Origin of the sequence: Micromonospora sp. ATCC 39149, from assembly GCF_000158815.1 — a bacterium.
Lineage (GTDB): Bacteria > Actinomycetota > Actinomycetes > Mycobacteriales > Micromonosporaceae > Micromonospora.
This window is the reverse complement of sequence record NZ_GG657738.1, coordinates 329265-342202: the sequence shown is the minus strand read 5'-3', so window position 1 is coordinate 342202 and position 12938 is coordinate 329265. Positions and strand designations below refer to the sequence as shown.

10 protein-coding genes and 2 pseudogenes are annotated in these 12938 nt (G+C 72.9%); 11 read left to right on the top strand and 1 reads right to left on the bottom strand.

Going from position 1 to position 12938, the window contains the following annotated elements; genetic code table 11:
• The 10 genes and pseudogenes from MCAG_RS01485 to MCAG_RS01440 form a co-directional block, all read left to right on the top strand.
• Positions 1 to 1642, top strand: a 1642-nt coding sequence (locus tag MCAG_RS01485; protein ID WP_232290038.1) for a condensation domain-containing protein, incomplete at its 5' end; no start/stop codon positions are given.
• Positions 1639 to 2067: a transcriptional regulator gene (locus MCAG_RS01480; protein ID WP_007071226.1), complete on the top strand. Its 429-nt coding sequence runs from the start codon at positions 1639 to 1641 to the stop codon at positions 2065 to 2067. The genes MCAG_RS01485 and MCAG_RS01480, both read left to right, overlap by 4 nt.
• A gap of 85 nt (positions 2068 to 2152) precedes the next feature.
• Positions 2153 to 3001, top strand: coding sequence for a carbon-nitrogen hydrolase family protein (locus MCAG_RS01475; protein ID WP_036371883.1), 849 nt, complete (start codon positions 2153 to 2155; stop codon positions 2999 to 3001).
• Between the two features lie 36 nt (positions 3002 to 3037).
• Entirely contained in the window at positions 3038 to 3202 is a 165-nt protein-coding gene (locus MCAG_RS33220) for a hypothetical protein (protein WP_198141464.1), read from the top strand.
• Positions 3203 to 3232: 30 nt separating this feature from the next.
• A pseudogene (locus MCAG_RS01470) lies at positions 3233 to 4218 on the top strand (PLP-dependent aspartate aminotransferase family protein).
• Positions 4219 to 4282: 64 nt separating this feature from the next.
• On the top strand, positions 4283 to 4531 hold the full coding sequence (locus tag MCAG_RS36030; RefSeq protein WP_036371879.1) for a hypothetical protein: 249 nt from the start codon (positions 4283 to 4285) through the stop codon (positions 4529 to 4531).
• A 285-nt stretch (positions 4532 to 4816) separates the two neighbouring features.
• A complete protein-coding gene (locus MCAG_RS01460) occupies positions 4817 to 5443 on the top strand; it encodes a hypothetical protein (protein WP_157547794.1) in 627 nt (208 codons plus the stop codon).
• A gap of 515 nt (positions 5444 to 5958) precedes the next feature.
• Positions 5959 to 6123 carry a hypothetical protein gene (locus tag MCAG_RS35870; RefSeq protein WP_198141463.1) on the top strand — a complete coding sequence of 55 codons (165 nt, stop codon included), beginning with the start codon at positions 5959 to 5961 and terminating at the stop codon, positions 6121 to 6123.
• A 295-nt stretch (positions 6124 to 6418) separates the two neighbouring features.
• Positions 6419 to 8332, top strand: coding sequence for a molecular chaperone HtpG (gene htpG, locus MCAG_RS01445; protein WP_007071220.1), 1914 nt, complete (start codon positions 6419 to 6421; stop codon positions 8330 to 8332).
• A 211-nt stretch (positions 8333 to 8543) separates the two neighbouring features.
• Entirely contained in the window at positions 8544 to 9071 is a 528-nt protein-coding gene (locus MCAG_RS01440; RefSeq protein ID WP_007071219.1) for a flavin reductase family protein, read from the top strand.
• Here the strand turns inward: MCAG_RS01440 and MCAG_RS01435 are convergent.
• Positions 9047 to 11609 (bottom strand): annotated as a pseudogene (locus MCAG_RS01435) (AMP-binding protein); the annotation flags it as partial. The gene MCAG_RS01440 and the pseudogene MCAG_RS01435 overlap by 25 nt on opposite strands.
• Before the next feature lie 109 nt (positions 11610 to 11718).
• Between MCAG_RS01435 and MCAG_RS01430 the strand changes: the two are divergent.
• A complete protein-coding gene (locus MCAG_RS01430) occupies positions 11719 to 12762 on the top strand; it encodes an iron ABC transporter substrate-binding protein (RefSeq protein ID WP_007071217.1) in 1044 nt (347 codons plus the stop codon).
• Positions 12763 to 12938: the final 176 nt, after the last annotated feature.

The window sequence follows — 12938 nt, the reverse complement described above, 5'->3', positions numbered from 1 at the left end:
TCGCCCTGCGGTGCGCGGCCTTGTTTTCACGGCCGCCACCGGCGTGCCCGTGCCGCCGGCCGCGCTGTTCGACCATCCCACCGTGGCCGCCCTCGCCGCGCACCTTCAGGCCGCGACGGCCGGCGCCCTGCACGTCCCGGCGGCCCCGACGCTGCCGGCCACCGCCGGTACGCCCGTCACCGACGGGCCCGCGCCGCTGTCGGCGGCGCAGCGCCGGCTGTGGTTCCTGCACCAGCTCGACCCGACCGACACCTCCTACCTGGTGTCCTACCTGGTCGAGTTGGACGGAATCGTGGACCGGGCGGCGCTGGCCCGGGCGCTGCGCCGGGTGGTCGCCCGGCATCCTGCGTTGCGCACCGTGTTCCCCAGCTCCGATGCCGGCCCGGTCCAGCGGGTGCACGACGACCCGCAGGTCGAGCTGGTCCTGGAGCGATCCGTGCCGGGGATACCGCTGGCGGAGCGGGTCGCCCGGGTGGCCGCCGCCAGCGCCGGTACCCCGATGGACCTGGCCGCCGGGCCACTGCTGCGCGCGCACCTCGTCGCCGACGACCGCCCCCGCTTCGCGCTGCTGCTGGTGGCCCACCACATCGTCTGCGACGACTGGTCGTTCAGCGTGCTCGTGCGTGACCTCGGCCGCTGCTACGACAGCGAACGCGAGGCCGCCGTGCGGGTCACCCGGCCCCGCCCGCCGTGGCCGGCCCGGCCCGTGCCGGGACCGGCCGCGTTCGCGCTGGCGCAGCGCGACTGGCTGGCCGGCCCGGCCGGCCGCCGCGGCCTGGACGAGGTGGTAGCCGGGCTGCGCGGCGCGCCCACCCTGCTCGACCTGGCGCCCCCGTCGACCGCCCCAGGCCCCACCGCACCGCTCCCGCCGGCCGCCCCGGGCCCTGCGGCGTCGACCGGTGCCGCTGCCGTCCCGCCCGCCCCCGCCGTTGCGTCCGCGCGTGCCCTGCGCGTCGCCGACCGCCCGCAGGGGGCCAGCCTGCGGGCGATTGTGGCGGCCACCGACGCCGACGCCGTGCGGCGGCTCGCCCGCGCCCACCGGACCAGCCTCTACATGGTCGGGCTGGCCGCGTTCGCCGCCCTGCTCGGTGCCCGCACGGGGCGCACCGACCTGCTCGTCGGCACCGCGTTCGCCGGGCGCACCAGCGTCGCGGCCGAGGACAGCGTCGGCTGTTTCGTCAACACGATGCCGTTGCGGCTGCGCCCCGCGCCGCAGCGCGGCTTCGTCGAGCTGCTCGCCGAGGCCCGCGCCGCCGCACTGTTCGCCAGCGAGTGGCAGGGCGTGCCGTTCGACGCGGTGGTGGAGCGGCTGCGCCCGGCCCGCCACCCGCACCGCAACCCGCTGGTGCAGGTCGCCTTCGGCGTGCAGAACGCCCCGGCGGCGGCCTGGCGCGGCACCCAGGGGCTGGACCTCGCCGGGGTGGAACTCGCGCCGGACGCCGCCCGGCTGGACCTCACCCTCTGGCTCGACGAGCGCCGGGGTGACCTCGAGGCGCTCTGGACCTACCGCACCGACCTGTTCGACGGCCCACGCGCGGACGCGTGGCACCGGGACTTCATCGGGGTGCTCCGCCGGGCGGCGGCCGACCCCGCGCGCAGCCTCGCCGAGTGTGTCGACGACTCCTGGGGCAACGAGAGATGACCGAGCAGAGCCGGGTGGCGCCGGCCATCGGCCGCCGCAGGCGGGAACGGTCCCTGGTCGACGTACGCCCCGACTGGCCGGGCGGGCCACTGCCGGCCCTGGTCGAGGCCGCCGTGCCGGACCTCGACCTCGCCGGCTGGCTCGCCGGCCGCCGCGACGAACTGCTGCGCGACCTGGACGCGCACAGCGCGGTGCTGTTCTGCGGCTTCGAGGTGGCCTCCGCCGACGACTTCAGCCGGGCGGCCCGCGCGGTCACCCCGGACCTGCTCGGCTACCTGGAACGCGCCGCACCGCGCACCGAGGTCGCCGACCGGGTGTTCACCTCCACCGAGTTCAACGCCGAGCAGTGGATCCCGCTGCACCACGAGATGTCGTACTGGCCGACGCACCTGTACTTCTGGTGCGCCCAGCCGTCACCCTGGTGACCGGTCTGTTCGTCGAGCGGTTCATGATCGTGTGGACGGTCGGGCTGGCGGTCTTCTTCGGGCTGCGCTGGTGGTTGGGGGCGATGTGACGACGACGGGCGACAACCCGGCCCGGGAGCCGCTGCGGGTCGCCGCCGCCCAGATCGAGGCGGCCGGCGGCGACCTGGCCGGCAACGCCGCCGCGCACGTCGCCGCGATCGCCTCGGCCGCCACCCGGGGCGCGCGCCTGGTCGTCTTCCCCGAGCTGTCGCTGTGCGGGTACGACTACCCGCTGCTCGCCGCCGATGTCGCCCGGTGCGAGGTCGAGGTGGGCGATCCGGTTTTGCGTACGGTGGGCCAGGCATGCCGGGCACACACCGTGACCGCCGTGGTCGGCGGCTGCGCCCGCCGCGCCGACGGCTGGGCCATCGCCGCGTTCGTCGTCGGCCCCGACGGTGCGGTGGCCGCCACCTACCACAAGCGGCACCTCGACGCCGACGAGCGCGAGGTGTTCGTCGCGGGCCACACCGACACGATCGTGCAGGTGCGTGGCTGGCGGCTCGGCCTCGGCGTCTGCTACGACGCCAGCTTCCCCGAGCACGCCCGAGGCCTGGCCCTGGCCGGCGCGGACGCCTACCTGGTGCCCGGCGCGTTCACCGTCGGCGACTCCGACCACCGGCGCGGCGTCTACTTCCCGGCCCGCGCCCTGGAGAACACCAGCTACGTGGTGTTCGCCAACTACGCGGGCGCGCACGGCGGCTGGCGGTACGCCGGCCACAGCGCCGTGTACGGCCCTGACGGCGGGGCCCTGGCCGCCGCCGGCACCGCCGCCGGGCTCGCCGTCGCCGACCTCGACGACGCGGTGCTGCGCCGCCAGCGCGACAGCCAGCGGATGCTGCTCGACCGGGCCGCGCCGGCACCCGCCCCGAGCCCCGTCGTCATCGCCCTACCCTGATCCGAGCAGCGATCCGACCAGCGTGAGGAGAACCCGGTGACCGGCATCGGCACGACCGCGATCCACGGTGACGACGGCCTGCATCCCACGGGCGCGGTGTCGCCGCCGATCGTGCAGAGCGCCACGTTCAGCGCCGAGTCCGACGAGCGGTTCACCGAGATCGCCACGCAGGTGCGCGCCGATGGCTTCTACACCCGCTAAGGCAACCCCAACCACGCCCAGGTCGCCGCCGTGGTGGCCGAGCTGGAGGGCACCGAGGCCGGCCTGGTGACCGCCTCGGGGATGGGGGCGATCACCACCGTCGCGCTGGCCCTGCTCACCGCCGGGGACCACGTGATCGTGCAGCGCAGCACGTACGGCGGCACCACCTCGCTGGCCACCGGGCTGCTCACCCGGTTCGGGGTGAGCTGCACCCAGGTCGACCAGACCGACGTCGAGGCGTTCGCCCGCGCCATGACCCCGCGCACCCGGCTGCTGCTCGTGGAGACGCCCAGCAACCCTCTGCTGGAGCTGACCGACCTGACCGCCGTGATCGAGCTGGCCCACGCCCACGGCGCGTACGCCGTCGTGGACAACACGTTCGCCACCCCGGTCAACCAGCGACCTGCGGCCCTCGGCGCGGACCTGGTCTGGCACAGCGCCACGAAGTTCCTCGGCGGCCACTCCGACGTCACCGCCGGGGTGGTGGTCGGCCCCGCCGGGCTGATCGACCGGGTCTGGCAGACCGCCATCGTCACCGGTGCGACGCTGGGCCCCATCGACGCCTGGCTGCTGCTGCGCGGCATCCGGACGCTGCCGCTGCGGATGGCCCGGCACAACGACAACGCCCTCGCGCTGGCTCGGGCGCTCCAGGAGCACCCGGCGGTGGCCCAGGTCCGTTACCCGGGGCTGCCCAGTCACCCCCAGCACGACCTGGCCGCGAAGCAGATGAGCGGGTGTGGCGGCGTGTTCAGCCTCGACCTGGCCGGTGGCCGACCGGCGGCGGCCACCCTCCTCGCGGAGCTGCGACTGGCCAAGCGGGCGGCCAGCCTGGGCAGCGTGAGCACCTCGTGGTGCACCCGCGTTCGATGTGGGCGGGGATCGTCGACGCCGAGCAACTCGCCGCCGCCGGCATCGGCGAGGGCCTCGTGCGGGTCTCCACCGGCATCGAGGAGACCGCCGACCTGCTCGCCGACTTCACCCGCGCCCTGGACGTCGTGGCCGGTCAGACGGGCTGATGGGGCAGCCGTCCTACCCGCCGCTGCGCGGCGCCCACCAGCTCGCCGGCATTCCCGGGTTTTCGTGCATGGCCGCTTCGACCTCGGCTCGCCGCTGGAGACGCCGTGGTCGTTGGCCTGGGCCTGGGCCGACGCGGAGCTGATCGTGGTCAACGACTCCGGGCACACCGGCAGCGACGCCCTGCGTGGGCACCTGCGCGCCGCGCTTGACCGGCTCGCCCCGGCACCCACCGGCCAGGTGGGCGGCGTCAGCCGCCCGCCTATGATCAACGGTGCCGTGACTCGTTGTGGCGGCTTCGTTCTTCCACCGTGAGGTGACCTTTACATGCAGGTTCGACGTCTGGTCGCCACGATGGCGACCCTGACTGCCGTTCTTGGTGCCACTGGGTGCGGTCCGGGTAACTCCGGCCAGAATTCTGCTTCGACGAAGGAGACGGCGTGCGGCCGATCCGACGCCTCCCCGGTCGGGCAGCGGGGTGAGGTCAAGGACCTGACGGCGGCCGTCGGCTGGATCTCGCGGGAGCCGGTTCGGGTCACGACCGACACGGCGGAAGCCACCGGTCAGGGGGTGATGGAGGCACAACGACGGACCGGAACGATGTCCTACACCCTCAAGAAGAACGACCGGATGATCCTCGTGACGAGATACGAGGAAGACGTGTACTTCGCCATGCTCAACGTGCCGGGGGTCAGCTTCGGGACGAACTACTCGCTGTCCAGGTCCGAGGTACCCGCAGGCAGCTACCTGGACGTTGACCCCAACGACCCGGGCGGCGCGCGTCGATTGGTCGACGCGGTGGTGAGTGTGCAAAGCGACGGCGAGCAGGCAGCCACGGGTAAGCGGCGTCTCGCCGGTGCTGTCGACCTGACGGCGACTTGGTACGCGGACGAGGGCCTGTGCCGAAAGTTCGGCGACAAGGCCCGAGCGATCCCGTTCAACGCGACTGTCGACGACCAGGGCCGGCTGGTCGAGTTCGTCATCGAGTTGCGTGCCCTCGCGTCCGAGATGGGCGACGCGCGTACCAACTGGGAGGCGCTGGGAGTTCCGACGAATCCCAAGCGGCCCGCCAAGAGCCAGCCGGCCGGCGACGTTCGTTCTCTGTTGGAGGCGTTCGAAAGCCGACCAGACGTTGGGCTTTACGCCCGACCCGTGGCGGATGGAGTTCACGCCGGCGAACTGCGGGATCTGGCGGGTGGGGGTGGCCGTCGAGAGCGGGACGCCTGAGCGCGCGCCGGAACGGGCGCGGCGTGTCGACCGGTCGCAGGTTCGCAGCGCGAACCGTCGATGCCGTCTGCACCTGGATGCGGGACGTGGGTGGTACGCGGCTGGCGACCAGGAGCGAGCGATCCTGGCGTTCCTGGAGGCGGACAACGCGTCACCCGCCGAGCTGCGGTCACGGCCGAGCGTGCGGGAGATCGTCGGCCAGATGGTCCGGGACGCCCGCCGCTGGGGCTCGTCCGAGTTGCGGGACCTCGCGATTCGTATCGGCATCGACCCGCTGGACCCGGGGCCCCACGGAACCTAACCGACAGTTAGTTCGCCGTCACTCTGGAAGCCTTATCGTTCGAGTAAGGACGCGATGGAGATTTTGGAGGATTCCGGCCCCTCGAGGGGCCGGAATCCTCCAAGGTCGCCCACTGATGCCGGTGCTCGTTGCGGTCGCGTCCCCTCAGCCGGGCGTGGCGGTGCCGGTCCTTTCAGAGCACGCCGCCGCGCCCCGACCGACGGAGGTGGGGATGATGAGCGACGCTGTTCCGGTCGAGGGCAGGGGCGAGCAGATCCAGGAGGCGGAACGGGAGGCGGCCCGGCAACGGCTTCTCGCGCAGGCCGAGGCGGAGCGGATACCGGCCGAGGAGACGACCCGGGTGGTGCCGGACCGGCGGTGGCGGCGTGGACAGCAGTGACTCCTGCCCTGGGTCGACGGGTAGCCGACCCGGCGGTGGTACACCGGCCGCCGGTCGTGCTCGCCCAGGTGGCCCGCGACCAGCACGCCCCGGCTACGATCGTCCAGCTCGTGATCACCCTCGGGGGTGACGTGAGCGCGACGTGTGCTGCCCCGTATTCGCGGGCAGCTCCACAGGGACCGGAAGTGGCATCGTATGCTCGCCCCGCCGCATCCGGTCGGGCGGGTGTCGCGACTGCCAGCGACGGCTCGTATCCTTTGCGCGAAGGGTCACCCAGTCACTGAAGGGGGTCGGTGTGAGCAACCGGATCGAGACGCTGGAGTTCCAGGCGGAGGCGCGCCAACTGCTCCAGCTGATGGTCCATTCGATCTACTCGAACAAGGACGTCTTCCTACGCGAGCTGATCTCCAACGCCTCCGACGCCTTGGACAAGCTCCGCCTGGAGTCCCTGGTCGACAAGGATCTCGCGGCCGACGTCTCCGACCTGCACATCGAGATCGAGGTGGACCGCGACGCGCGCACCCTCACCGTCCGGGACAACGGCATCGGCATGTCCCGCGACGACGTGGTCCGCCTGATCGGCACCATCGCCAAGTCGGGCACCGCCGAGTTGCTGGCGAAGCTGCGCGAGTCGAAGGACACGGCCGCGTCGGCCGACCTGATCGGGCAGTTCGGCGTCGGCTTCTACGCCACCTTCATGGTCGCCGACCGGGTCACCCTGCTCACCCGCCGCGCCGGGGAGGCCGAGGGCACCCGCTGGGAGTCCACCGGCGAGGGCACGTACAGCGTGGAGACCGTCGACGACGCCCCGCAGGGCACCGCCGTCACCGTCCACCTCAAGCCCGAGGACAGCGACGACCACCTGTACGACTACACCGCCGAATGGAAGATCCGCGAGATCGTCAAGCGGTACTCCGACTTCATCGCCTGGCCGATCCGGATGACCGTCGAGCGCAAGGGCGAGGGCGACGAGATCACCCGCGAGGCGCAGACCCTCAACTCGATGAAGGCGCTGTGGGCCCGCCCGCGCAGCGAGGTCGACGAGGCCGAGTACAAGGAGTTCTACAAGCACGTCAGCCACGACTGGGCCGACCCCCTGGAAACCATTCACATGCGGGGGGAGGGCACCTTCGAGTACGAGGCGCTGCTGTTCCTGCCGTCGCACGCGCCCGTGGACCTGTTCGCTCCGCAGGCCCGCCGGGGCGTGCAGCTCTACGTCAAGCGCGTGTTCATCATGGACGACTGCGAAGCGCTGATGCCCAACTACCTGCGCTTCGTCAAGGGCGTCGTCGACGCGCACGACCTGTCGCTCAACATCTCCCGGGAGATCCTTCAGCAGGACCGCCAGATCCAGGCGGTGCGCCGGCGGCTGGTGAAGAAGATCCTCGCCACCGTCAAGGAGCTGAAGGCCAACGAGGCCGAGAAGTACCGCACCTTCTGGTCCGAGTTCGGCCCGGCGCTCAAGGAGGGCCTGCTCGACGACCCGGACAACACCGACGCCATCCTCGACGTCGTCTCGGTCGCCTCCACCCACGACCCGGCCGAGCTGACCGGCCTGCGCGACTACGTCGAGCGGATGAAGGACGGCCAGGCCGACATCTACTACATGACCGGGGAGTCCCGGTCGATGATCGAGAACTCGCCGCACATGGAGGCGTTCCGCGCCAAGGGCTACGAGGTGCTGATCCTCACCGACCCGGTGGACGAGGTCTGGGTCGAGCGGGTCGGCCAGTTCGACGGCAAGCCGCTGCGCTCCATCGCCAAGGGTCAGGTCGACCTGGACACCGAGGAGGAGAAGAAGGAGGCCGAGTCCGCCCGCGAGCAGCAGCGCCAGGAGTACGCCAACCTGCTGACCTGGATGACCGGGAAGCTCGCCGACAGCGTCAAGGAGGTTCGCCTCTCCACCCGCCTGACCACCTCCCCGGCGTGCGTGGTCGGCGACGCCCACGACATCACCCCGACTCTGGAGAAGATGTACCGGGCGATGGGTCACGAGGTGCCGCAGGTCAAGCGGATCCTGGAGCTCAACCCGGGGCACCCGCTGGTGGAGGGGCTGCGCAAGGCCCACGAGCAGGACGCCGCCGCCGACGGGCTCGCCGACACCGCCGAGCTGCTGTACGGGATGGCGCTGTTGGCCGAGGGCGGGGAGCTGGGCGACCCGTCCCGGTTCACCCGCATCCTCGCCGACCGGCTGGCCCGTACCCTCTGACCAGCCGAAACTCGTTCTGCGCGCGCTCGCCGTCGGTCTCGGCGGAAGCCAGTGGGCGACCGGTGCCGAAATCCCTACTTTTTAAGTAGGTATTGCGGGTGGTGGGCATGGTCGGTTAGCGTCGGAGGCACCGGGGTGCCGCATCGATGTGCGTCTCGGCCGAGCCGGGGCGGCCACCCCGGGCTGCACCGTGCGATCCTGGGAGTCTTCGATGACCGCCGACCCGCAGCCGGGACCCATCGTCGAGGCCGACGCGAGTTCGCTGCGGGCGATCCTGCGCCACCAGGCCAGCACCGTCACCGTCGTGACGGCCCCCGGGGCCCCGCCGGTCGGCTTCACCGCGACGTCGTTCACGTCGGTGTCGCTGGAGCCGCCCGTCGTGTCCTTCTGCCTGGGCCTCGCCTCGTCGAGCTGGCGCACGGTGGCGCGGTCCCGGCACGTCGCGGTGCACCTGCTCGCCCGGCACCAGCGGAAACTGGCGCGGACGTTCGCCATGACCGGGATCGACCGGTTCGCTTACCCGACCCGGTGGCGGGTCGGCCCCGAGGCGGTGCCGATCCTCGACGATGCCCTGGCCTGGCTGCTCTGCCGTGTGGTGGACCGGGTGGTCGTCGGCGACCACGCCATCGTGCTCGCCGAGCCTGAGCTGCTGCGGCACGCCGACGTCGGCTCGCCCCTGCTGTACCACCGGGGCGGCTACGCCGGCGTGGACCCAGCGGACCGGGCTGCCGTGGCCTGACCGGAACCGCGTGCCGCCGCCGTCCGGCCCCACACCCGGACGGCGTGCGGCAGCCACCGGGCCCCCACCCGGGCGAGCGCCGCGACGCCGACGCCGGCGGCTAGGGACACCACCATGGCTGCCCCGCGCGAGGCGGGCCCGACCAGCGACAGCACCTGCCAGTGAACCAGGTAGATGTACAGCGAGCTGGTGGCCAGCACCCCGGCGACCCGGTTGAGCGCGCGCCGGCTGGGCAGCCGGGGCACCCAGACCAGCAGCACGAAACCGGCCGCGATCAGCGCCTCCCGCCACGGCTGGCCGAAGAAGCCGGGCACGGCGAGCAGGGCCGCCCCGGTCAGCACGAGTCGCTGACCGGCGCTGCGGGCCCGCGCCGCCGCCCAGCCGAGCGCGAACAGCCAGAACACCACCACAGCGGACGGGATGTGGCCGTGCGCGGTCAGGCCGGGCAGGTCGTACCGGAAGACCAGGCCGAACGCGGCGACGGCGAGCGGCAGCCCGAAGGGGTACCGCCGCTCGACGCGGTCCACCGCCGGGACGGCCAGCAGCGCGACCGCTCCGAGCAGGATGTACACCAGCGCCTCGACGAACCAGAACTGCCACTCGGTGGCCCCGTCGTGCGGCCCGAGGACGCTGTTGAGCAGCAGCACGTTGGTCAGCGTGTAGTCTCCGGTGACCGCGCCCGCCGCCGCGATCCAGAGCACGGACGGCAGCACGACCCGGCCGATGGCGTGCCCGGCGCTGCGTAGTCGCCGCAGGCGGGAGACGTCGGTGAGCTGGAACCGGGCGAAGTTGAACCCGGCGACCGCCAGCAGCAGGTGGGCACCGCCCTTGATCGTGAACAGCGGGATGTGCGATCCGACGATCACGACGATCGCCGCCGCGCGCAGCGCCACGCTGGTCTCCAGCACGGCCGATCGACGCCGACCGGGCGGGGCGGCGGGCCGGGGCAGGTCCCGGATCGCGGTGGTGTGCCAGTCGGCGGGCAGCTCGCCGAGGGCCTCCTCCAGCCGTACCGACATCTCCACGTAGGACATGGAGTCGCCGCCGAGGGAGACGAAGCTGTCGTCGGCGGTGACCTCTGTCGGCGTCCAGCACCCGCGCGTACAGCCGGCACAGGTCGGTGCCGTCGGCGGCGGGCGGCGCGGTGGGGCAGGGCGCGGCGGCCAGGGCGCGCAGCGCCGCGCGGTCCGGCTTGCCGTTGCCGAGCCGGGGCAGCTCGGCCACCGGGTGCACCCGCACGGCCCGCGCCGGCAGGCCGGCGGCCGCGGCGGCGAGCCGCCGCACCCGCTGCGGATCGGGACCGCCGGTGGCCGCCACGACCAGCTCACGGTCCGTGCCGACGCAGTACGCGGCGATTCCTCGCGCGGCAAGCTGCTCCTCGACGCGCGCCAGGTCGACACGCAGCCCGAAGACCTTGGCGAGCCCGCCGACCCGCCCCACGATCTCGTAGAGGCCGTCGGCGGCCCGGCGGGCCACGTCGCCGGTGCGCAACTCCTCGACGGTGCGGCCGAGGGCCAGGTCGGCCGGGGTCCGCGCGTAACCGAGCATCACGTTGGGGCCGGTGTAGACCAGCTCGCCGGTGTCCGGCTCCGGCCGGTCGGGCAGCGGGCGTAGCCGGAACGACCCGCCGGGGACGGGCACGCCGATCGCCTCGGGCCGGGTCGCGGCCAGGTGCGGCGGAAGGTACGCCATCCGCGCGGTGGCCTCGGTCTGGCCGTACATGACGAACAGGTCGAAGCCCCGGCGTCGGCCGAGCGCCGCGTACCGGGTCACCCGCTCGGGGTCGAGTCGGCCCCCGGCCTGGGTGACGTAGCGCAGGTGGGGCAGGCGCATCTCGGCGAAGCCGACCCGGTCCAGCAGCTCGAAGGTGTACGGCACGCCGGCCAGGGCGGTGCCCCGGGCGGCGCGGAACAGCTCCCAGAAGTCCCGGTCGGCCACCGATCGGTTGGTGAGGACCAGCGCGGCGCCGCGCAGCAGGTGGCTGTTGACCACCGACAGGCCGTAGCAGTAGTGCATCGGCAGGGTGGTGGCCGCCCGGTCGGTGTCCCGCACGCGCAGGTAGGCGGCGATCGCCTCGGCGTTGGCCTGGAGGTTCGCCCGGGACAGCCGGACCAGCTTCGGCGAACCGGTCGAGCCGGAGGTGCTCAGCAGCAGCGCCAGCTCGGGGTGCAGCTCGTGCCGGCTGGCCGGCCGCCGCTCGTCGACCGTGAGGGCCCCGTGGACCCGGCGCAGCACCACGTCCGGGTCGTACGCCCGCTCCAGGGCGGCCGTCGCCGTGTCGTTGTCGCCGGGTGCCAGCAACAGCGGGTGGCCGGCGGTCAGCGCGGCGAGATATGCGACCAGCTCGTCGACCCGGTTGGCGCCGGCGAGCAGCACCAGCCGTCGGGCGGTGCCGAGGCGGGCGGCCAGCTCGGCGACCCTGTCGGCCAGCTCCCGGTAGCTGAGCCGGCCGTCGGCGGTGAGTACCGCCGGGCGGTCGCCGTGGCTGCCCAGGGCGGCGGCGAAGGGCACCGGCTCGACGCCGGGGAGGACAGACATGGCGGCTAGGTTAGGGCAGCCAATCCTCAGTGGGACGCGGGGGAGGTGGACATCACTCCTGGCCACGGCAGAGATGGATTTGCCTCACGACTGGTAGGTAAGGTAATCCTTGCCTGTGCAAAAGCGTCTGAGCGTCGTACTGGCCACCGCCCTGGCGGGTCTCCTCTCCCTCACCGCCTGCGGCGGCGACGAGGGTGACCCGGGCAAACCGGGCGACAAGCGGCTGACCATCTACAGCGGTCGCAGCGAGAGCCTGGTGAAGCCGGTGTTGGAAAAGTTCGAGAAGTCCTCTGGCGTCACCGTCGACGTCCGCTACGGCACCACCGCCCAGATGGCGGCCCAGCTGCTCGAAGAGGGCGGCCGCAGCCCCGCCGACGTCTTCTTCGCCCAGGACGCCGGCGCGCTCGGCGCGGTCACCAAGGCCGGCCTGTTCGCCGTCCTGCCGCAGGACCTGCTCGACCGGGTGCCGGCCGCGTACCGGGCCGCCGGCGGCCAGTGGGTCGGCGTCAGCGGCCGGTCCCGGGTGCTGGCCTACAACGTCGACCAGGTGACGAAGGAGCAGCTACCGACGTCGGTGTTCGAGCTGACCGACCCGAAGTGGAAGGGCCGGCTCGGCGTCGCCCCGACCAACGGCTCGTTCCAGGCGTTCGTCACCGCCCTGCGGGTGCAGCACGGCGACGCGAAGGCCAGGGAGTTCCTGACCGGGCTGAAGGCCAACGAGCCGCAGATCCGCGAGGGCAACGTGCAGATCGTCGCCGACATCGACGCCGGCAAGCTCGCCGCCGGCCTGGTCAACCACTACTACGTCTACGAGCTGGCCAAGGAGCGCGGCGGCGAGGCGTCCGCCCTCAAGGCCCGGCTGCACTTCTTCCCCGACGGCGACACCGGCGGGCTGGTCAACGCCGCCGGGGTCGGCCTGCTCACGCGCGCCGGCACCGACCCCGACGCCCGGGCGCTGGTCGACTACCTGCTCGGCACCGAGGCGCAGACCTACTTCGCCACCGAGACCTTCGAGTACCCGCTGGCCGCCGGGGTGCCGGCCGCACCCGGCCTGCCGCAGCTCGCCGACCTCGACGCCCCGAAGATCGACCTGAACGACCTCGACACGCTCGACGCCACCGTCAACATGATCAAGGAAGCGGGGCTGGCCTGAACGACGTCCGCACCGTCGACCGCCGGGTCCCCGCCGGGGCCCGGCGGTCGACGCGCCGCGTCCTGCTCCGGCCGGGGCTGACCGCCGCGTCGGCCGCCGCCGTCGCGGTGGCCCTGCTGCCCCTGGTTCTACCTCGCCGTGCGGGCCGGCGAGGCGGGCGGGCGAGCGGATCGCCG